The sequence below is a fragment of the Bradyrhizobium sp. ORS 375 genome (assembly GCF_000239775.1).
In the GTDB taxonomy this organism is placed as follows: domain Bacteria; phylum Pseudomonadota; class Alphaproteobacteria; order Rhizobiales; family Xanthobacteraceae; genus Bradyrhizobium.
This window is the reverse complement of the sequence record NZ_CAFI01000302.1, coordinates 1-20,446: the sequence shown is the minus strand read 5'-3', so window position 1 is coordinate 20,446 and position 20,446 is coordinate 1. Positions and strand designations below refer to the sequence as shown.

The following is a 20,446-nucleotide window of genomic DNA, read 5'->3' as shown; positions in this document are numbered from 1 at the left end:
CCGTCACGTTCGCGATCGATAACATCGGTCGCCAGTTGCGGGGTGCCGAGAAGTTGGGCCGGCACGGGCGCCAGCCGGATCATGCCATGAGCGGTACGCTATCGACCCAATTCCATGCCTATTTGCGTCAGCGTCATCCTCAGGCGCCGGCCGACGACGGAGCTGCGGACGGGACCCAGATTGCGTTATGGGACAGGTTCGGTCTGAGCGCGGAAGCGTTCGCCACGGAGGTCACCAGTTTCACCGGACTGGAGCGCGTCGCTCTGCGCGAGCTCCTGGCAGCCTCGCCCGCCGTCAGCGAGTTCTCGGAGCGCTTCCTGCGCGAGGTGCTCGGCTATCCCTATAAGACAGCCGAAGACGTCGCCGTCTTTGCCATGGCCGATCCGACCGACCAGGCCGTGCGACGCGCGGCCGAACTGGTGCTCGGTCCGCACACCCTTTTCAGGGTCGCCTCGCATGAGGATATCGCCGTGGTCCTCGACCAGAGGCTCGGTGGCAGCGAGGAGGCCGAGATGTCGCCGGCGCAGGAGCTGCGCGACGACGACATCGAGAGCCTGCGCGATCTCGCCAGCGGTGCGCCGGTCGTGCGCGCTGTCAACGATCTCATCGAGAAGGCGGTGGAGATGCGCGCCAGCGATATCCACATCGAACCGTTTTCGACTGGGCTGGTGGTGAGGCTCAGGGTCGACGGGCTGCTGCGTCCGATTGCGGCACCGTCTGGCGTACTGCCGCAGGCGGTGATTTCGCGCATCAAGATCGTGGCAGGTCTCAACATTGCCGAGCGCCGCCTGCCGCAGGATGGCGCCGCCCGCATCCGCGCCGGCCGGGCCGAGATCGACGTTCGCGTCGCGATCATGCCCACCCAACACGGCGAGTCGGCTGTGCTGCGCATCCTGCCGAAGGATCGCTCACAGCTCGTGGCGACCCGTCTTGGTCTTTCCTCTCGTGACGATGCGGCGCTCAAGCGCCTGATCACGCTGCCGCACGGCATGATCGTGATCACAGGACCGACCGGCAGCGGCAAGACGACGACCTTGGCGACGATCCTGTCGCTGCTCAACACGCCGGAGCGCAAGATCCTCACCGTCGAGGATCCGGTGGAATATGAGATTCCCGGTATCAATCAGTCGCAGATCAAGCCTGCAATCGGGTTGACTTTTGCGAGCGCGCTGCGCTCCTTCGTGCGCCAGGATCCGGACGTCATCATGGTCGGCGAGATCCGCGATATCGAGACGGCCCATGTCGCCGTTCACGCGGCGCTGACCGGCCATCTCGTGCTGACGACCCTGCACACCGAGACGGCGGCGGCGGCGGTGCCGCGCCTGCTCGATCTCGGCGTCGAAGGCTATCTGCTGCGCTCGACCTTGCGGGCAGTCATTGCCCAGCGCCTGGTGCGGCAGCTCTGTGAGCACTGCAAGACGGCTAGGCCACTCGATGAAGAAATCTGCCAGCAGGATCCGCGCTTCGGCCATCTCGGTCTTGTGCCTGGCGACATCACCTGGCATCCGACCGGCTGCGAGCGCTGCGGTGGCGGCGGCTATCGCGGTCGCGTCGGCGTGTTCGAGCTGCTCGAGCTGACCAGCAGCCTGCGCCAGCTGATCGCCGACAGCGCCGATGGCCTGGCGATCGACCGGCAGGCGATCCAGGAGGGCATGACGACGATGCTCGACGACGGCGTTGCTAAGTGCCGCGCCGGCGTGACGTCGGCGTCCGAGCTGCTCCGTGTTCTTGTCGCGCGCTGAGGCGGATCGTGCCGAGCTTCCGATATCGCGCACTGACCCAATCCGGCGAGATCGTCGTCGGCTCGATCGAGGCGCCGTCACGCAGCGAGGTCGAGCAGCGCATCTCGTACCTTCAGCTGTTGCCGATCGAGACCGTCGAGGAGAAGAAGGCGAGCGCCGGATCGTCGCTGGGATTGTCGTTCGGCGGCCCGACGGCCGCGGAGGTCACGACCTTTACGCGCGATCTCGCTCTACTGCTCAAGGCCGGCGCGCGGCTCGATGACGCGCTCGATCTGTTGTCGAGCGACTCCGACATCGGCCGCCTGCGCCCGGTGGTGGCACGCCTGCGCACGACCATCATGTCCGGTGAGAGCTTCGCGGATGCCGCAGCGGCGCAACCGCGCCTGTTCTCGCCGATGTATGTCGCGCTGATGCGCGTCGGCGAAGCGTCGGGAACGCTCGATCACGTGCTGACCGCGCTGGCCGGCGAGCGCGAGCGATCCGAGGCGACGCGGCGCAAGCTGACCGATGCGATGCAGTACCCCGCCTTCGTATTCCTGGCGGCGATCGGCGTCATGCTGTTCTTTCTCGTCGCCGTGCTGCCGAACTTTTCCGCGGTGTTGCGCGACTTCGGCGGCCGCGCCGACACCGCGCTCGGCTTCTTCATGACGTTGTCCGATCTGCTGCGCGCCAATGCAGCCGCGATCGCGCTTGGCTGCGCCGCGCTGCTCGCAGCCGCCATCTGGCTGTTGCGCCAGGCCGCGGTCCGCTCGGCGCTGACCCAGATGCTGGCGATCACCCCGGGCATCGGCAGCATTCTGATGTTCTATCGAACGAGCCTGTTCTGCCGCAATCTCGGCCTGCTGCTGGGCTGCGGCGTCAATCTGAGCGCGGCGCTGCGCATCCTAGTCGACGTGATGGCGGTGACATCGGCGCGAGCGATGTGGTCCGCGGGCGCTGACCGTGTGCGTCACGGCGGCAAGCTGTCCCAGGCGCTGTCGGCCGAGAACTTGCTGCCGCCGATGGCATTGAGGATGCTGCGGCTCGGCGAGGAGACCGGCCAGTTGCCGACGCTCTCGACCCGCATCGCCGAATTCTATGAAGCCAAGCTGCAGCGCGGGCTCGACCGGGTCGTCGGCATCGTCGGCCCGGCGGCCATCCTGCTCATCAGCGTCGTGGTCGGTGGCCTGATCGTGTCGATCATGACGGCGCTGCTTTCGGTGACGCAGCTGGTCGGTTGAGTGAGATCAAGGGGAGAGTGATATGACGCGGGAGATGCAGACCATGGCGACCAAGACGGGTGAGCGCAACGGCGAGCGGGGCTTCACGCTGGTCGAGATGCTGGTCGTCATCACGATCATCGGCCTGATCATGGGACTGATCGGCCCGCGCGTTCTCAACTATCTGAGCGAGTCCAAGACCAAGGCGGCGCGCATTCAGCTGCAGAGCTTCTCGGCCGCGCTCGACCTGTTCTATCTCGATGCTGGCCGCTACCCCTCGACCTCGGAAGGCCTCGGAGCGCTGGCGCAACGGCCGGCCGGATTGAGCAGCTGGAACGGACCTTATCTAAAGGGCGGGGCCGTGCCGAAGGATCCATGGAACACCGCCTATGTCTACCGCTCCCCGGGCGAGCATGGCCCGTATGACATTCTCTCTTACGGCGCGGACGGCCAGGAAGGCGGCAGCGGCACCGCCGCCGACATCGTGCTGGGGACGCAGACGAGCGCGCGCAGTGAGTGATGCGCGGCAGCGCGGGTTTACGCTGCTCGAGATGGTCTGCGTGCTCGCGATTATCGCGCTGGTGGCATCCGTCGCGCTGCCCCTTCTGCCGCGACAGACGTCGCGGCCGCGGCTGCAGGCCTATGCCCTCCAGGCGGTGACGTTGCTGAAATCGGATCGTGCGTCGTCGATCCGGAGCGGAACGCGGGTCGATACGCAGATCGATACCTCGCGTCGGCTGATCCGCGCCGGCAGTGGCGCGGCTGCGCTGCGGCTGCCCGATGACGTCGCCTTCGCGGCGACGCTGCCGCGCAGCTGTCAGCATCGGCCGGTACTGTCGACGATCAGCTTTTTTCCCGACGGCCTGTCCTGCGGCGGGGCGATCACGCTGTCTCGCGCCGATCTGAGCCTTCAGATCAAGGTCAACTGGCTGACGGGGAGGATCGAGATTGTCTCGCGCGCGCTCGCCAATGGTTGAGACGGATCATTCGTCCGAGGCCGGCTTCACGCTGATCGAAGTGCTCGTCGCGCTCGCCGTTGTCACGATCTCCCTCGTTGCCATCGGTGCAGTGGTGTCGCGCAATGCGGCCAGCGTGCGCAAGCTGGAGCAGCATGTCACGCTCGTGACCGATGCGAGGCTCGCGCTGGCCACGGCACTGGCCGATCGCAACCGCCTGCAGCCGGGCAGCCTCACGCAGCGCTCGGGCTCCGGCTCGGTGGTGATGCAGATCAGCCCGCTCGGTGGCGACTGGGAACAGCCGGCTGGGCAGCAGGGCTGGGTGCCTGAAGCCGTCACCTTGCGGGTCAGAACCGGCTCCGGCGCAATTGCCGACGTGCAGACCGTTCGCCTGGTTCGGACGCCGCGCGGATGAACGCCCGGGCGCACCGTTCAGATGTGGAAGGCTTTGCGCTGATCGAGGCGCTTGGGGCGCTTGCGATCGCCGGCATCGTGCTGTCGGCGCTGCTGACCGTCACGGCGCAATGGCTGCCGGGCTGGAAACGAGGACTGGACCGCGTGCAGCGGGCCGAGATGGTCGCCGCCGCGTTGCGCCGGGTCGGCGAGGATTTCGCGGCCGCGGAGTTCGTCTCCGCCAATCGCGAGCAGAAGGGGCCGCTGTTCATCGGCGACGAGTTCTCGGCGGTCTTCGTTCGCGCGGAGATCGGTCCGAATGCGGGGCATGGCCTCGATGTCATCAGGATCGGCGAGGAAGGCAGGGGGACCGAGCGTGCCGTGCGTCGCTCCCGCGCCGCGTTCGAGGTGATCCCGGTCGGACAGGCTGCGCCCGACCATTTGCGGTTTGGCGATCCGGTCGTCCTGCTCTCGGCTCCGTTCCGGATGTCGTTCGCCTATGCCGACAGGACGATGGCGTGGACGACGGAGTGGCGGGACGCGACCAAATTGCCGTTTGCCGTTCGGATGACTGTTCTCGACGATAGTCGCGGCGGACGGCCGGTCCTGGTCAGCGCAGTTCGCGTTCAGATCGATACGCCCGGCGGCGCTTCGATCGATCCGGGAAGCAGCGGCAATGCTGACAAGCCGCCGGCCGGGCCCCAGCCACAGCAGCCCAGCAAGAACGAGCCGATCGACTGATGCGCAACAACATCGGCAACAACAGCGCGGCAGCGCCCCGGTCCGCGGAGGATGGCTTCATCCTGATCGCAGCGCTGTGGATGCTCGCTGCGCTCGCGATGCTGGTGGTGGTCGTCTCGCAGCAATTGGGAAGCTCGGCACGGCTGTTGCGGCTCGAAGATCAGGCGATCGAGGCCGACGCGCTGATCTCGGCGGCGATTGAATTATCAGCCTATCGCCTGATGCTGTCGAAGGACGAGGACCGGCCACGGCAGGGCGCCTTCCGCCTGACGTTCGCAGGCAACGACATCGCGGTGTCGTTTCTGAACGAGGCGGCGCGTGTCGATCTCAACGCGGCCTCGAAGGACATGCTCGAAAATCTCTTTGGCGCGGCGGGTGTCAAGCCCGACGCTGCACGCGATTTCGCCGAGCGTGTGGTGGCGTGGCGAACGAAACCGTCCGATGCCGCGAAGGCTCAAGCCGAGGAGGCGCGCTATTCAGCGGCGGGGCTCAAGCATGGACCGCGCCTGGCGCCGTTCGCGCATGTCGGTGAACTGGCCCTCGTGCTCGGGCTTCCTGCCCCGGTGACGGATCGCGTGCTGCCATGGGTCACCGTCTTCAGCGGCTCTCCCGGAATCGATCCGGCGATTGCGCCGGCCGAGGTCGTGGCGGCGCTGCCGGGGATCACGCCGCTGATCCTGAAGGACTACCTGAATGCACGGGCATCGGGGGCGTCGGGTGCCGATGCGTTGGCCAAGACCCTGGGCTCGGACGCGAAGGATGCCGCCAGCGGCAAGAGCAAGGCCTATCGATTGAGCATCACGGTCGGTCCTGTCGGCGGGCTGCGCCACACCGCGACCGCGGTGATCATCCCCGGCGACGGCGAGGAGCCGTATCGGCTGCTGGCACGGCACGACGAAGGACCGCAACCGAGGGACGCGCGTCAGGCGCGACGGACGCCATGAAGCTGACCGAGACGATCGAGCGAGGACTGACTGCGTGGACGGGATCGGTAGCGACCGCGGTGGAACTGGTCGCGGACTGGCAGTTTCGGCGTGGGCGAGTGGTGATCCGCTATGCGCGGCCCGACAGCGCCACGTTGATGGTGCGCGCGTCATCGCAAGGCAAGGCCGCGTTGGCGCCGACCAGCTTGAACTTCGCGCTGGGCGCTCCGCCGGCTGTGCTCCCGCCGGACTGGTTGCATACCCTGCGCGGCTGCGCGCTGGAGGTCGAGGTGGCTGCCGACAACCTGCTGGTTCGTGATCTCGACTTTCCCAAGCAGGCCGAGCCGTTTCTGAACGGCATGATCCGGACGCAGATCAGCCGGCTCACGCCGTGGACGCTCGATCAGGTGCTGTATGGCTTCAGCGCGCCGCGATCGGCGCCCAATGATCGGATCTCGCTGACACTGGTGGCGACGCCGCGCACCCTGCTTCAGCCGGTCCTCGCCTTCGCCAATGAGGTGGGAGCGGCCAAGATCGTGGTCGTCGCGGACGATGGCTCGCCTGAAGGCGAAGCGATCCAGATCCTGAAGTCCTCGTTGCGCTCGTCTCTCGCCGACGGACGCGATGTCGGACGGCTGCTCAAGCTCGGCTGGCTGTCGGTCGGCGCTTCGACGGCCGTGCTGCTTGTCGCGATTGTCTTGATCGGCGGATATCTCGATAGTGAGATCGACGAGGCCCAGCAGCAGGTCACGCGGTTGCGCACGGCACTGCGGCCCGGGATCGGAGCCACCGCGGCCGACAGTCTGCTCGCCAAGCGCAAACAGAGCAGCCCGGCGAGCGTGATCGTGCTCGAGACGCTGTCGAAGATCCTGCCCGATGGGACCTACGTCATCGAGATGCATGTCGAGAACGATCGACTGCAGGTCTCCGGAGTGACGCAGGACGCACCCGCTCTGATCCGCCTGATCGAGCAGTCGCCGCAATTCAGCCACGCCACGTTCTACGCGCCGACGACGCGAACGGCCGGCGAGGCGGGCGAGCGTTTTCACATCGAGGCGCGCCTCAACGCCTATTTTGGAGACCGGGCATGAGCTGGGCGAACTGGCCGCACCGCATCTTCGTGAGTTCGCCGGCCGCGGCCGCGGCACTTTACGCTGTCAGCCTGCTGGCCTTGATCTGGTTCGGCGCCGCGGCTGTCCTGGATCTCCTCGCCAAGCGTGACCAGCTCAACGACGTAACGACGCAACTGGCGCAGTTCGCCGAGCGCAAGCGACCGGGCGGTACTACGGCCGTGAGCGTCGCGGCTGCGCCAGGCGGTTCGGTGTTCGTCGAGGGCCGGACCGTCACCATCGCCGGCGCCGCGCTGGTGCAGCGGCTCACCGAGGCCATCACCAAGGTCGGCGGCAACGTTCTGTCCACCCAGGTCGATCTGCCGGCCGCGCGGACCAATGCAAACATGATCAGTGTCGTGGCGAGCTGCGAGCTGGAGCAGCCGGCGCTGCAGCAGCTGCTCTACGATATCGAAGCCGGATTTCCGTTCCTGTTCGTCGATCAGCTGCACGTCCAGCAGCCGCTTGCGACCGCGGCCAGTGAAGGCGCGCGCCTACGGGTGCAGCTCACCATCTCCGGACAATGGCGGGGGAGAACATGATGCGCCTGCTCCTCTGCATCGTTGCAATCGCCGGTGTCGTCGGGGTCTTTGGTTCAGCGCGCGGCGAGGATATCGAAGGCCTGGAGCCCGCCGCGCGACAGGCAACACCGTCTCTCGACCCTCCGGTCGTCAACTCGGTCTCTCCGGCCGCGAAGCTTCCGGCACGTCCAGCCGGAAGCAGCGCCAATCCGATCTGGGATGTTCCCATCGCCGCATTGTCGGCGACACGGGACCGCCCGATCTTCTCGGCCTCTCGCCGGCCGCCGGAGCCGCCGGTCGCGGAGCCGGTCATGGTGACGCGAGCGCCGCCGGCTCCGCCGAGCGAACCGGACAGGCCGAGCCTGCAGCTCGTCGGCACGGTGGTCGGCGACGAGGACAGCTTCGGCATCTTCATCGAGTCCTCCTCGCAGACGTCGCTTCGGCTGCGCATTGGCGCAGCGCATGATGGCTGGCTGCTGCAATCGCTGAAGTCGCGCCAGGCGGTGCTGCAGAAAGACACCGAGACCATCATTCTGATGATGCCGCAGCAGGGAGCGACGGCCGACAATGAGGCCGATGTGCCGCCGGCGCCAACAGTGAGTCGGGAACGGATGGCGCGGCGGTCGCGCTGAACCCGTCTCAGATCGACAGCGCGAGGTCCGTGCGTTGCAGCACGAGGATGGCGAGCAGGCCGCCGACGAGGAACGGGCCGAACGGCAGGGCAGTCTGCGCGGTCAGCTTGCGCCCGCTGACGTAGAGAACAAGAACGACGGCCAGCGCCGACAGCGTCGCGATCAGCAGCAGAACGGGAAGTCCGGACAAGCCCGCCCACAACGTCGCGGCCATCAAAAATTTGACGTCCCCGAAGCCCAGGCCTTGCCGGCCCCGCACCACGACGTAGAACTGGCGCAGCAACAGCAGCGCCGCGCCGACGGCCAACGCCGCGACCACGCCCCAAAGCCGCCTCGGACATATCGGCTAGCATCGCGCGGACGAAGCCGCTGGCCGCGACCGCGGCATTCATCCAGTCCGGCAGGAGGCCGCTGCGCAGATCCGTCCAGATCAGGCCGGCGCAGCTCGCAATCAGCACGAGGATACAGAGGATGTCGATGGCGTCGGTCACGCGGCGCCGAATGTGATGCCCATGAGCCGCAGCATAGACCGGCTCACGTGGCGAACGATAGCCCAGCCATCATCAGTCCGACGGCGGCCACCCAGCCGCCGATGGCGCGGAGCGCGATGCCGCGCCAGCTCGACACCGGTTCTGTGTCGGGACGCCGGAACGTCAGCGCGACAGCCATCACGAGCGTGATGGTGACGTAGCCGGCGCAGGCCAGGCCGGCGGCATAGAGCAGGCGGTCGGTCTGCGGCACGAGCTCGCCGGCATTGGCAGCGCCGCGCATCATCCCGAGAGCGAATGCGATGGCGCACAGCAGCGCCACGGGAATGCGCAAGCTCGCGGCCAGCAGCAGCCCGAGCAGAAGGATGGTGGCGGCGTCGACGACCGGTGGCACCGGCGCGATGCTCGCCGCTACGGCCAGCCCCAGTCCCGCGCAGAGCCCAAGCGGAAACACGACGACGAGCCAGCGTCCGCTGGCCGCGCCGAGCGATCCGGCCAGCACGCCGAGCGCCACCAAGACCAGCATGTCCTGCAAGGTCAGCAGCGGATGCAGGGCGCCGGCGTAGAAGTCGCCGAGACGGGCGTTGACGATGTGGGCGTCTGCGATCTGGCTTTGCGCCAGCAGCACAAGCGCTGTCAGAGCAGCCGTTCTCAGCCTCGCGCTCATGCCGCTGCTCCGAGGCTCGCGACCAGGAAGTAGCCGCCGAGCGCGGCGATCGCCGCGCCGACGCCCTGGATGACCCGCTCTCCCACAGGCCAGCGCGCGAGCGCGCCGATGGTGATGCCGCAGGCATGCAACAGACCCGTCGCGACCACGAAGCCGCAGCCATAGGCGAGCGGGTTGGCGGCTGTCGGCAGCTCGACGCCGTGCGCGTGGCCGTGGAAAATCGCGAACACCGCGACGATCGCAGCCGCCGCAGCGAACGGCACCCGAACGCGCAAGGCGACCGCGAGACCGAGGATCAATCCCGAGAGCGCGATCACCAGCTCCGGGACGGGCAGTCCGATCTTGAGGATGCCGAGCACGGCGCCGAATGCCATCACCAGCGGGAACACGATCGGCAGCACCCAGATCGCCACGCCGCCGAGCTGTGCGCCCCAGATGCCGACGGCGACCATCGCGACCAGATGATCCAGGCCGGTCAAGGGATGCAGCAGCCCGTTGGCCAACCCGCCGCTAACGCCGGTCTGCTCGTGCGCGAGACCAGGGCTCGCCGTCAGCAGCAAGAGCGGAGCGACAGCCAATGTGGAGTAGAGCAGCTTGCGCGCCATCATGTCAGTCCCATTCACTCTCAGGCTGCCGCCAGCACCCGCACGAGGCGGCTCAGGAACCAGAACATCGACACCGACCCGATCGCATAGGCCGGCAGCTCGGCGCCCCAGCGCGGCAGCTCCGCACCGAGCCGGCGATGCGCCCAGATCAGCGCCAGCACCAGGGTGACGAACAGGATCTGCCCGATCTCGACGCCGACATTGAAGAACAGCAAGGCGGCCGGCAGAATTCGCCGCTCCAGGCCCAGCCCGGCCAGTGCGCTGGCGAAGCCGATGCCATGCACGAGGCCGAAGCCGAAGGCGACAGCCCACGGATATTTCGCCGTCAGCCCGATCTCGCCGCGCTGCTGCTTGACGATCTCGACACCGACGAAGACGATGCTGAGCCCGATGCAGGCGTTGAGCGGAGCCTCGGGAACGCCGATCAGCCCGAAGGCCGTGACGGCGAGCGAAACGCTGTGGCCGATGGTGAACGCCGTGATCGTCTTGAGCAGCCGCCAGCCGCCTTGCACGATCCAGATCAGGCCAAGCACGAACAGCAGATGATCGGCGCCGAGCAGGATGTGGTCGATGCCGAGATTGACGTAGGTCTTGGCGAGCTCGATCCAGGTGTCGAGCGTCGGCGCGTCCGTGCCGAGCACGGTGACCACCGGATTGGCCGCGGAGATCGTGTAGCTGCGTGTCTCGCCCGCCAGGGACGTCACGCGGATGATTGCCGCCGACATATCCTCGCCGAGATTGGCGATCGTCATCTGCCCGACGAGACCCTTGTCGCCGCAATTCAGCTCCGGCAGCCGGAGCAGGCAATGCGGCGGCATCCTGAGGTCGATCCGGTTGGCGCCGTCCTTGGGCAGCGTTGTCCAGCGCCCGATATAGACGCCAGCGCGCATCTCGCGAAATTCCAGCACGGCAATGGTCGCCTGATGAGCGACTGCCGGCCGTGCCAGCAGCAGCCCGGCGAGCGCCAGCACGACCGAGAGCAAGGCGCGCGCGACGGTCACGGCTCGTACCTGATCGTGTAGTTGGCCTTGAGCCGGCTCACGGCCTCCCAGGCTCGCTTGCGGGTCTCTTCGGTGAGCCAGATCTTGGCCGCATCCTCGCGGATGTCCTCGAACTTTGCCGTAGCGCCCGGCGTTCGGGCGTCGAGGCGGACGACGTGCCAGCCGTCCTTCGACTGCACCAGGGTCCATTGCTGCAGCGGAGCTTCGAGCAGCCCCTTGCTAAAACCGTCGCCGAACCCGGGCGCAAGGCTCGGCACCGGACGGTCGAGAATGGCGCGGGTCTGATCGCGCAGCTCTTCGGTCTCGCGCTGCTCGCGAATGTCGTCCAGGTGGCGCCGCGCGGTGGCCTCGTCGCTCGGCGGCGTCATGAAGAAGCTGACGCGCTCGGGCTCGTCGAACCGCGCGTGATTGTCGGCGAACCAGGCGCGCAGCTGCTCGTCGCTCGGTTGAGGCACGCGCACCTGGTCGAAGATCAGATATTGCAGCTTGAACGCGACCCGGTCGCGGATCATCTCGTCGCCGCGGTCGACGCCAAGCAGTTTGCCCTCGCGATAGAGAATTTCGCTGGCGACCCAGGCCTCCACCATCTTTTGCAGTTCGGCCTCGCTCGGCGTCCGCTGCTTGTCCTCGTCGAACGTGTCGATGAACGACTGCCGCAGCGCCTTCGTCACCGTGATGACCTTCTCCTCCTTCACCGGCGGATGAATGATCGCGTCGGCGGCAAAGATGAGACCCCCCAGGACGAGGAAGTGCAGCAGCGGTTCGCGGATCAGCCCGCGCAGCGTCGCGGCGCGGGACGATCGCGCTGGTGATGTGCTGCTGCCATCTTGCTGATTGGAGCGTGCGGAGCCGCCTTCGAAGGTCTGCGCCGCGTTCGACATGGCAGGGGCTGACATACTGTCTTTTACAGTTCGGATCGCGCTCGTTGCGCGGCGCGTATATGCAACGGCAGCATCGGCATTGTCACCGGACAAACCGCCGTGTCACAAAAATTTCGCAACAGTCCGGGCGTGCAATGGTCGTGCATGGGGTGTGACAAAAAATAAATCCTTCAACAATCTGTCTCCGACTTTTGGTTTGGTCGCCCACGCTCAGGACGGCGCGCTCGGTCGCGTTGTCATCTCGTTTGAAAAATCGATCGAATTTCTCAGGGGCGACGACATGGTTCCATCTGCCAAGAAAATTCTGCTGACAGCGGCGTCGGTGTCGCTGGCGCTATCGCACAGCGCCAATGCCGACGAACGTTGGGGCGAGACCAGCAAGAACAACCCGTATGTCGCCGGCGACATGCATAACCACAACACCTGCACCGACGGTTCGGTGGCGGCCGGCTATGCGATCGATCGCTCGGTCGGCAAGGGCACCGCGGCGGCTGGTGGCAAGAATTTCGATCTCGACTGGTTCACGCTGGGCAACCACGGCGGTTCGGGCAACCGCGATTGCCGCTTCAGCGATGCCAGCGCCAACATTCCGGGCGACAACACCACGACCTATTGGAGCCAGACGCTCGGCAAGACGATCGATGGCATCACCATCACAAGCCTGAAGGGCACGCCGAACGGCACCGACACCAACGCCAAGATGTGGCGCTGGCAGTCGATCAAGGAAATCGAGTATCCGACCATCGTCGACCGCACCGCGACCTATAACAAGGTGCTCGTCGAAGGTCTCGAATGGATTCTGCCCGGCCACGAGCACGGCGACGTCGCCGTCATTGCCGGCCAGAATCCGCGCGGCTACGGCAATGCCGACAAGATGGCCGAGTTCGAGTACCGCTTCGACCGCGCCGACACCGACGCGATCGGCCCGGTCGATGCCAGCAACAACCCGATCTGGACCGGCAAGGACAACGTCAACAACTCCGGCACCGCCGGTCATCAGAAGGCTGTCGCCGGTATCGCCTGGCTGCAGGCCAATCATCCGCTGCAGTCCTACGCGGTACCGACCCACACCGAGCGTCAGGGACCGTTCAATCCGAGCGGCTCGGCCGGCTACAACATCGAGCACTTCCGCGACTTCAACAATGCCGGTCCGACGGTTGCGTTCGGCATCGAGGCTCCGGGCCACATGGCCGAGGGCGGGGTGAATGGCGGCTCCGGCTCCTACGGCTCGGGCGCGGTCGGTGGCGGCACCTACGGCATGCAGGGCGTCTACACCGCCAAGGTCGGCGGGCTGTGGGACGGTCTGCTGGGCGAAGGCCGCAACTTCTTCTTGTTTCAGAGCTCGGACTGGCACAGCCGCGGCGTCTATGGCGCTCGCGACCCCGGCACGACGGCTGACTTCATTCCCGGCGAATACACTAAGCTCTACGTGCCGAACGAGCGCCGCTTCTCCCAGCAGTCCATCATCAATGGCATGCGCTCGGGCAACTCCTACTCGGTGAATGCCAATATCATCGACTCCGACATGGTGTTCCGCGCCAAGGGCGAGTGGGATTTCGACTGGAAGACGATGGGCGAAACGCTGGTCGTGCGTCCAGGCGAGAAGGTCACGCTGGAGATGGAGATGACCGTCCCGGCGTCGAACTACAGCCCGTATAGTTTCAACAATCCGCTGCTGCTGCAGGTCGGCATCAAGCAGCCGCTGAACAAGCCGTATCTCGACCACGTCGATCTGATCACCGGTGACATCACCGGCCCGATCGCGCCGGGCGCGCCGGGCTATGCGGTGGCCAACGCCAAGGGTGTCGATGGTGCAGCCATCGTCTACAATCCCTCGGCCAAGATTGCGAAGCAGATCCAGGCGACCAAGATGCGGAGCCACAAGCTGCGCGACGGTTCGCTCCGCCTCAGCTTCACGACCACCTTCATTGTCGGCAAGACGCCGTTCTACATCCGGGCCCGCGGCACCAACATCCCGCCGGCCACTCCGAACGTGTCGGACAGCGCCGGCAATCCGCTGCTGGACCTCAACAACGCCACTGTCAGCTGCACCGATGCGGCCTGCCCGTCGCATCTCGGGACGGTGAACGGTGTCAAGAAAGTCACGAACGACGTGCAGGCCTGGTCGAACGTCTGGTTCTATGCGAACCCGATCTTCATCCGTCCGTACGGCACGCCGCAGCTCCTGGTCGAGAAGAACAAGGAAATGGCGCGCAAGCTGGCGCATGAGCATCACCACTGGCACGATTGGGACCACTGGGGTCATTGGGGCCACTGGGGTCGCTGGGCGTTCAACCGCGACTGATTGATGGCAAACGGGCCGGCGGGCGATCTCGACCCGCCGAGCCACCCGAACAGGAAGCGCCGGTTTGACAGCCGGCGCTTCGTCGTTGAGATGCGTTTGTTTCGGAGCTCCTGCAGAGATGTCCCGTTCGTCGATCGTGATCCTTGCCGTCCTCGTCCTGACCATGACGGGCGCATCGGCGCATGACGAAGAACCGACGCAGGAGGTCTGCGATGCCGCGGTGGCCGAGGCACGCGCCCAGGCCGCAACGCTGCCGGCCGACGATGTCTCGCGCTATTTCGCGGAGCGGGACATTCAGCAGGCGCTGGTCGAAGCCGGCAATGGCGAGTTCGACGACTGCGTCGAGAAGGCCGAGCGCGCGATCTTGGAGGTGCGCGAGCGGCCGCATAGCCTGAAGCCCGGCGAACGGCTCAACATCCTCCGCGTCGACGAAGTCCCTCCGCGCTGAGCAGCGCGTCCCGCCGCGGCTTTCGTCATCCCTTTGTCATGCAAGTCGGGACATTGTCCGTTCCGTTGCTGCGCGTGCAAGGCTTTCAGACATGGACCAGATCGAAGCTCTCTTTCCGATACCGCTGCTGCGTTCGCCGGGCTTGCTGAGCGCCGAACTCAAGGACGCGGCGGTCGCGGCCATCCGCGGCGCGAAGATCGAGACCAATCTGCGCTCCGGACAGCTGTTTCACACCGAGGTCGCCGACCCCAGCGCCAACAATCTGTTCCAGACCATCGCCGAACTCGCAGTGCCCAAGCTGGTCGATTTCGGCCAGCTTTTGTTCGGCGAGAAGCTGAACTGGATGGTCAAGGAGATGTGGACCAACATGCTGGAGACGGGCGGCAACCAGACCCTGCATGCCCATGCGAACAGCTTCATCTCCGGCATCTTCTACCTCACGCCGTCGCATCCGGGCAGCCGCACCGTGTTCGTGCGTCCGCCCGGCGGCAGCGATTTCTCGTTCCGCCATCATACGCGCAGCGCAGCTGTCGGGCCGTTCAACGCGGGCAAGTATGTGCTGCCGGAAGCCGAGCCTGGTGACCTCGTGCTGTTCCCAAGCTACCTCTATCATGAGGTGCCGCGCAATCAGGGCGACCAGCGCATCACCATCGCCTTCAACGCGATCCCCGATCATCTCGACTGCTGGGGCTATCGCGTCAGCTTCTCCTCCTAGAAGCTTACCGTCCGAATTCCTGCGACAGCAATTCTCGCGCCTCGCGCCGCGTTGGCGCGGCGCGATCGATCGCCTGGAGCAGGTGTTCGGCGGCGGCACGATCGGTGGCGAGCAGCGATTTCGCCATGCTCATCAGGGGGGCATAGGCCGGCTCGAACTCGGCGCTGGCCCGGATCGCCTCGAGCAGGCCAGGTGCTGCCGCCGCGATCAGCGCAGCGCCGCGAGGATCGCCCGAGAGCGCTGCGCCGGTCTGAATGAAGCGGTCGCGCGCCTGCCAATACGCATTGAGGCGATCACTCCAGGCCGCGCGCCGCGAGGAGTCCAACAATTGGTTCGTGTCGGTCTTTGCTTCCGTCATCACGGTCAACAGCAGCTGCCACGGCGGTGCGGAGAGCGCATGGACGTTGCTCCGCGCATCGAAGGTCACGAACGGGAAGTCGTCGGTGTTGCGCGGCCCCGGCCCGGCAAAGCGGGCGAGCGATGTCGCGCCGGCGATGTATTGGCCGAGGAGATCGATCGGCTGATCGAAACCGAGAGGCCGGATGATCGGGCGCAGCTTCGCGTTCGCGATGGTCGCAGCGAGCCGCTCGGGATCGACCGGCCGCGCCTTGGGCGACCCGATCAGCGCCAACATCGGCGTGCGCACGCTGTAATGGTTCAGCCAGGCCGAGCCGTCGGGAAAGGTGGCCAGAAAGCTCCGGATGATGGCGCGCAGCGACGGCGCATCGAGCTGATACAGCGGCAGCCATTGGCAGAAGACGCCGTCCGGGCCCAGGCGCCGCTTGATGGCATCGAAATGTTCGACCGTATACAGCGCGCCGCTGCCGTCCAGCGCGGGATGGAACAGGTCAGCCACGATGACGTCGTACTGCTCGCCGTCGGCGATGATGAAGCGTCGCGCGTCCGCGATGGAGATCGGTGGCCGTTCGTGCCGTGACGCCGACGTATCGAACCAGGACAGCAGAGCGGCCACCTCGGCTGACAGCTCGACGGCCCGCACATCGAGGTCCGGCAGCTGCGCGCCGCCGAGCACGGTTGCGCCGGTGCCGACGCCGAGGAACAGCGCATTGCGAGGGGCCGGATGCAGCAGCAGCGGCAGCATCGCCTGGCGGAAGTCCGACCGCACCGAGCTGGTGCCACCCATGCGGAAGTGGCCGTTCACTTCGAGATAGCGCGCCCCTGAGGCGTCATCGACGACGCTTGCGGTCGCCATCGGTCCCTCGCGTACGGCGAGGAGCTTGCCGCCGGGAGGGACTTTGACGAGCAGGGGGGCAGGGAGCCACAACAGGACGAACCCAAGCAGCGCCGGCGCGGCAGCCCAGCGCAGCACGGCTCGTCGCGGCTGCAGCAGCAGAAGGTAAGCGACGGCAACGACAACCACCGCCTTCCAAGCGCCGAACGTCGGGATCAGGAGCTGCGCCGCAATCAGCGGCGCGATGGCGGCGCCGACGCTGTTGATGCCGACGGCCCAGCCGACCGACCCGCTGATGTCGCGGACGTCCTGCATCAGCTGCCCGAACAGTGCGCCCATGGCCATGGCCGGCAGCAGGAGCAGCACGAGCGCGATGCCGAGCTCGCCTACGACGCCGAGTCCTGCCGCATGATCTACGAGACCGGTGAGAAATGGCACGATGAGCGCCGTTCCCAGACTGATGACAGCCACGCTGCTGATGAGCCCAGCCCGACTGACAGCCGTCGCGAGGCCGACGCGCTGCCAGATGATCCCGCCAAAGGCTGTCCCCAACAGATAGGCTGCGAGCAGACACGCGAAGCTGTAGACAGTGTCCTGCATCATCTGCGCAGCGAGCCGAACGACCAGTACCTCGAACGCGATGCCGAGCAGGCCGGTAGCGAACAGCGTCGCTGTCAGGCGCAGGCGGGGCGCGACATGCTTGCGATCATCGCGCGAGCACGCTTCGAACCGCAGCCGGCTGCCAAGTCGACTGCCAAGGCGAAGCGACACAAGCGCACAGCCCACGTTGATGCCGGCAAGGCAAAGCAGCGTGGACGATAATCCGAGTGTGGGGATCAGTACGAATGTCGACAGCAGCGTACCGGCAACGGCGCCTGCTGTATTGGCGCCATAGACGCCCGCACTGACAGACGTCCGGATTTGCGCCGCCGACATCATGCGTTCCAGGGCGGTCAGCGTGCCGCCCATTGCCACCGTGGCAGGCAGCAGCACCAGCGTTGGAAGCAGAAAGCTCGCGCTCCAGAGCAGGAGCGGAGAGGGCGACGTGCCGAGCAGCGGCGCCATCGCGCGCGCGCTCGCGGGAAGCAGCCAGATCGCGCACACGCCCCACAAGCCGATGGCCATCTCGAGGATGGCATAGAGTCGGTGCGGATGGGCGGCGCGGCGGATCAAGCGGTCCAGGCCGACGGCGCCGAGCGCCAGGCCCGCGAAGAACCCGGCGATGGCCCCGAGCACGGCCATCATCTCGGTGCCTAGCGCGAGCGCGAGCTGACGCGTCCAGACGATCTCATAGCCGAGACCGGCGAAACCGGACGCTCCGATCAGCAGCTTGAGGGCAAGAAATTGCGTCTCGCTCCAGCCAGAGACCATCGCCACGCCGGCAGACCAATCCCCTTGCTGCTTCGCGAGCGGATCGTCATCGCGCGGGTCCGCTCGGCGTATGTCGGTCAAGGCTCGTGATCCGCAGCTGTTCGTGCTCGATGGGCGGCGCAAGACGACATTTTGGCAGCTGCGGCGCGCGAACGACCGCGCGGCTGTCGCTGCGGTCGCCGTCTCCTTCTGTTCGCGTTTCGTGACGGTGGTTTGACAGCGGTCCGCATCCGGTCAGCGTCGAGAGCCCTGCCGTCCGTCTGACGAGCCCTTCGCGGTCGCCTTCTCCAACCACTTCGTCATAACGCGCCAGTAGGTCCTGGGCAGCACGCGCTGCAAGAGATCCATGAAGCGCGCATCGCTGCGGATCATCCAAGGCGTCGAACGCACCGAGCCACGGATCCTGATCGGCGGCGTGTCGCCACGTCCGGTTCGCCAGTTGGCCTCTACAACCAAGAGGCTGATTGCTTCGGAGGCGAAAGCGTCCGAGAGTTGCTGAAAGGCGCGTGGAGGATTAAGCGCTAAATTTTCCTGTGGAATCAAGACAACAGAAATTCGCCGGTTTCGCCCACGGCGACAGAGGGCGTCATACAGTAAAAACGTCGAAAATTCAGTTCGTTATTGGTGCTGGAGATCATCGAGTGGGCGCTGTCGCTTGATGCTCACGTCCGCAAGGGCGAGCGCGGCGTCACTATCGTCTACGCTGATCGGTTTGTGCCATCGGACGAACGGCAGCGTGCCCGCGAGGTCGGTGAGGAGGCGCAAGCCATTCCGGTCTTGAAGCGGTTTACCGTCTTCAACACCGACCAATGTAATGGTCTGGCAGAGGATATCGCGACCGTGGCACCGCTTCCGCCGCCTCGTGCCGTCGAGCCCATGGTTGAGACGCTGATTGCCAACAGCGGCGTCGACTTCCGGGTCGGGGGATCGTGCGTTCTACGCGCCAGTCGAAGATTTCGTGCAGGTGCCACCGCCAGCGGCGTTCTTCGAGCCGGTCAACTGGCATCGCACGGCTTTGCATGAGCTCGCCCATGCGAGCGGTCACCCGTCGCGGCTGGATCGGGATCTCTCGGGCCGGTTCGGCAGCCGCAAATACGCGTTCGAGGAGCTGATCGCGGAGATCGCAGCCGCCTTCAGCTGCGCCGCGCTGGGCATCGTGCCAACCGTGCGCCATGCCGACTATGTCGGCGTCTGGCTCGACGTCCTGCGCGAGGACAATCGCGCGATCGTCCCGGCGGCAAGCCAGGCGAGCCGCGTGGCCGACTATCTCGTCGGCTTTGCGCCGAACGCGGTTGGTCCTGCTCAGCCGGCCGCTGCGGATCGCGCGCCTGCGTGATCCCTCCACATTTGGGCGAGCAGTGGAGAGGGAGAGGGCGAGAGGCGCTCTGCGACGGGTTGAAGGCCTGAGAGAGAGGCTCCGGGCCGGCCCGTCGTGGAGAACGATGACATGACCAAGGCCGCTCACAAGATCACGCTGTCGCCGTCGCGCGACATTCCCTTTAATAAGCTCGTGCTCAGCCAATCCAACGTTCGCCGGATCAAGGGCGGCGTTTCGATCGAGCAACTGGCCGAGAGCATTGCCGAGCGGACGCTGCTGCAAAGCTTGAGCGTTCGGGCTGTCCTCGATCCCGACGGCCGGGAGACCGGGATGTTCGAAGTGCCGGCGGGCGGCAGACGCTACCGGGCGCTGGAGCTCCTGGTGAAGCAGAAGCGGATGGCGAAAACGCAGGCTGTGCCTTGCGTGGTGCGCGATTGCGGTTCGGCTCTGGATGACTCGCTGGCTGAGAACGACCAGCGCGTCGGTCTGCATCCCCTGGATCAATTTCAGGCGTTCCAGGCGCTGCGTGACGGCGGCATGGGCGAGGAGGAGATAGCGGCCCGCCATTTCGTGACGGTTGCTGTCGTCAAGCAGCGGCTGCGGCTCGCCGCGGTCTCGCCGTTGCTCCTCGACGTCTACGCGGCTGACGGCATGACGCTGGAGCAGCTGATGGCCTTTACAGTGACCTCCGATCATGCACGGCAACAGGAGGTCTGGAACAAGGTCAGCCGTTCCGGCGCCGACGCACCCTACCAGATCCGGCGGCACCTCACCGAGCAGACGGTTCGGGCGTTCGACCGCAGGGTCCAGTTCATCGGGCTTTCTGCCTATGAGGCGGCCGGCGGCGTTGTGCTGCGGGATCTGTTCGAGGCGGACGATGGCGGCTGGCTCCATGATGTCGCGCTGTTGGACCGGCTCGTGGCGGAGAAGCTGAAGGCGGAAGCGGAGCGGATTGGCCTTGAGGGCTGGAAGTGGATCGCGGCCGCCGTCGACTTCCCTTTCGGGCATACTCACGGCCTGCGCGAGCTTCATGGGCAGCCGGCACAGCTCACGCCCGACGAGCAGGCGACCATGCAAGCGCTGCGCGCCGAGCAGGCCAGGCTCGCAGCCCAATACGATCAGGCCGATGAACTGCCTGAGGATATCTATTGCCGTCTCGGTGAGATCGAGGCGGCGCTGCGATCTTTCGATGAGCGGCCGATGATCTTCGATGCGGCCGAGATGGCGCGCGCTGGCGCG

21 protein-coding genes and 1 pseudogene are annotated in these 20,446 nt (G+C 66.1%); 16 read left to right on the top strand and 6 right to left on the bottom strand.

What is annotated here, in order from left to right; all coding sequences use genetic code 11:
• The first annotated feature begins 86 nt into the window (after positions 1-86).
• From BRAO375_RS22515 to BRAO375_RS22470, 10 genes are read left to right on the top strand one after another with little or no spacing between them, the layout of a single operon-like run.
• Positions 87-1,742: a GspE/PulE family protein gene (locus tag BRAO375_RS22515; protein ID WP_009029747.1), complete on the top strand. Its 1,656-nt coding sequence runs from the start codon at positions 87-89 to the stop codon at positions 1,740-1,742.
• An 8-nt stretch (positions 1,743-1,750) separates the two neighbouring features.
• Positions 1,751-2,962 (top strand): type II secretion system F family protein, encoded by a 1,212-nt coding sequence (locus BRAO375_RS22510; protein ID WP_009029746.1) that lies wholly within the window; start codon positions 1,751-1,753, stop codon positions 2,960-2,962.
• 22 nt (positions 2,963-2,984) lie between these two features.
• Positions 2,985-3,461, top strand: coding sequence for a type II secretion system major pseudopilin GspG (gene gspG / locus BRAO375_RS22505; RefSeq protein WP_009029745.1), 477 nt, complete (start codon positions 2,985-2,987; stop codon positions 3,459-3,461).
• Positions 3,454-3,918, top strand: a complete 465-nt coding sequence (locus tag BRAO375_RS22500) for a prepilin-type N-terminal cleavage/methylation domain-containing protein (protein ID WP_009029744.1) — start codon at positions 3,454-3,456, stop codon at positions 3,916-3,918. The genes gspG and BRAO375_RS22500 overlap by 8 nt, the downstream gene beginning before the upstream one ends.
• Entirely contained in the window at positions 3,911-4,312 is a 402-nt protein-coding gene (locus tag BRAO375_RS22495; protein WP_009029743.1) for a PulJ/GspJ family protein, read from the top strand. Before BRAO375_RS22500 ends, BRAO375_RS22495 begins: the two co-directional genes overlap by 8 nt.
• The gene (locus BRAO375_RS22490; protein ID WP_009029742.1) at positions 4,309-5,031 is read left to right on the top strand and encodes a PulJ/GspJ family protein; all 723 of its coding nucleotides are present in this window, start codon (positions 4,309-4,311) and stop codon (positions 5,029-5,031) included. Before BRAO375_RS22495 ends, BRAO375_RS22490 begins: the two co-directional genes overlap by 4 nt.
• Positions 5,031-5,975, top strand: a complete 945-nt coding sequence (locus BRAO375_RS22485; RefSeq protein WP_009029741.1) for a type II secretion system minor pseudopilin — start codon at positions 5,031-5,033, stop codon at positions 5,973-5,975. The genes BRAO375_RS22490 and BRAO375_RS22485 overlap by 1 nt, the downstream gene beginning before the upstream one ends.
• Positions 5,972-7,045, top strand: a complete 1,074-nt coding sequence (locus BRAO375_RS22480) for a PilN domain-containing protein (RefSeq protein ID WP_009029740.1) — start codon at positions 5,972-5,974, stop codon at positions 7,043-7,045. The genes BRAO375_RS22485 and BRAO375_RS22480 overlap by 4 nt, the downstream gene beginning before the upstream one ends.
• Complete coding sequence (gspM, locus tag BRAO375_RS22475; protein WP_009029739.1) at positions 7,042-7,605, top strand: type II secretion system protein GspM; 564 nt, start codon at positions 7,042-7,044, stop codon at positions 7,603-7,605. Before BRAO375_RS22480 ends, gspM begins: the two co-directional genes overlap by 4 nt.
• Positions 7,605-8,216 (top strand): general secretion pathway protein GspN, encoded by a 612-nt coding sequence (locus BRAO375_RS22470; protein ID WP_175345350.1) that lies wholly within the window; start codon positions 7,605-7,607, stop codon positions 8,214-8,216. The genes gspM and BRAO375_RS22470 overlap by 1 nt, the downstream gene beginning before the upstream one ends.
• Before the next feature lie 7 nt (positions 8,217-8,223).
• Here the strand turns inward: BRAO375_RS22470 and BRAO375_RS38645 are convergent, their stop codons facing one another.
• The 5 genes from BRAO375_RS38645 to BRAO375_RS22445 form a co-directional block, all read right to left on the bottom strand.
• The gene (locus BRAO375_RS38645; protein ID WP_009029737.1) at positions 8,224-8,535 is read right to left on the bottom strand and encodes a prepilin peptidase; all 312 of its coding nucleotides are present in this window, start codon (positions 8,533-8,535) and stop codon (positions 8,224-8,226) included.
• A 215-nt stretch (positions 8,536-8,750) separates the two neighbouring features.
• Complete coding sequence (locus tag BRAO375_RS22460; protein ID WP_009029736.1) at positions 8,751-9,371, bottom strand: HupE/UreJ family protein; 621 nt, start codon at positions 9,369-9,371, stop codon at positions 8,751-8,753.
• Complete coding sequence (locus BRAO375_RS22455; RefSeq protein ID WP_009029735.1) at positions 9,368-9,979, bottom strand: HupE/UreJ family protein; 612 nt, start codon at positions 9,977-9,979, stop codon at positions 9,368-9,370. The genes BRAO375_RS22460 and BRAO375_RS22455 overlap by 4 nt, the downstream gene beginning before the upstream one ends.
• Before the next feature lie 17 nt (positions 9,980-9,996).
• Positions 9,997-10,977, bottom strand: a complete 981-nt coding sequence (locus tag BRAO375_RS22450) for a HupE/UreJ family protein (protein ID WP_009029734.1) — start codon at positions 10,975-10,977, stop codon at positions 9,997-9,999.
• Positions 10,974-11,873: a peptidylprolyl isomerase gene (locus tag BRAO375_RS22445; protein ID WP_009029733.1), complete on the bottom strand. Its 900-nt coding sequence runs from the start codon at positions 11,871-11,873 to the stop codon at positions 10,974-10,976. The genes BRAO375_RS22450 and BRAO375_RS22445 overlap by 4 nt, the downstream gene beginning before the upstream one ends.
• Before the next feature lie 265 nt (positions 11,874-12,138).
• Between BRAO375_RS22445 and BRAO375_RS22440 the strand changes: the two genes are divergently transcribed.
• From BRAO375_RS22440 to BRAO375_RS22430, 3 genes are all read left to right on the top strand, one after another.
• Positions 12,139-14,163 carry a hypothetical protein gene (locus BRAO375_RS22440; protein WP_009029731.1) on the top strand — a complete coding sequence of 675 codons (2,025 nt, stop codon included), beginning with the start codon at positions 12,139-12,141 and terminating at the stop codon, positions 14,161-14,163.
• 118 nt (positions 14,164-14,281) lie between these two features.
• Positions 14,282-14,611 (top strand): hypothetical protein, encoded by a 330-nt coding sequence (locus BRAO375_RS22435; RefSeq protein ID WP_009029730.1) that lies wholly within the window; start codon positions 14,282-14,284, stop codon positions 14,609-14,611.
• 91 nt (positions 14,612-14,702) lie between these two features.
• Positions 14,703-15,326 carry a 2OG-Fe(II) oxygenase family protein gene (locus tag BRAO375_RS22430; RefSeq protein WP_009029729.1) on the top strand — a complete coding sequence of 208 codons (624 nt, stop codon included), beginning with the start codon at positions 14,703-14,705 and terminating at the stop codon, positions 15,324-15,326.
• A 4-nt stretch (positions 15,327-15,330) separates the two neighbouring features.
• On the opposite strand, the gene BRAO375_RS22425 is transcribed toward BRAO375_RS22430, so the two are convergent.
• On the bottom strand, positions 15,331-17,889 hold the full coding sequence (locus BRAO375_RS22425; protein WP_139031449.1) for a spermine/spermidine synthase domain-containing protein: 2,559 nt from the start codon (positions 17,887-17,889) through the stop codon (positions 15,331-15,333).
• 70 nt (positions 17,890-17,959) lie between these two features.
• Between BRAO375_RS22425 and BRAO375_RS38170 the strand changes: the two genes are divergently transcribed.
• From BRAO375_RS38170 to BRAO375_RS22415, 3 genes and pseudogenes are all read left to right on the top strand, one after another.
• Positions 17,960-18,106 (top strand): hypothetical protein, encoded by a 147-nt coding sequence (locus BRAO375_RS38170; RefSeq protein ID WP_175345349.1) that lies wholly within the window; start codon positions 17,960-17,962, stop codon positions 18,104-18,106.
• A gap of 428 nt (positions 18,107-18,534) precedes the next feature.
• Positions 18,535-19,225 (top strand): annotated as a pseudogene (locus tag BRAO375_RS22420) (ArdC family protein); the annotation flags it as partial.
• Between the two features lie 111 nt (positions 19,226-19,336).
• The coding region (locus BRAO375_RS22415) for a ParB/RepB/Spo0J family partition protein (protein WP_035641662.1) at positions 19,337-20,446 on the top strand (1,110 nt) is incomplete at its 3' end.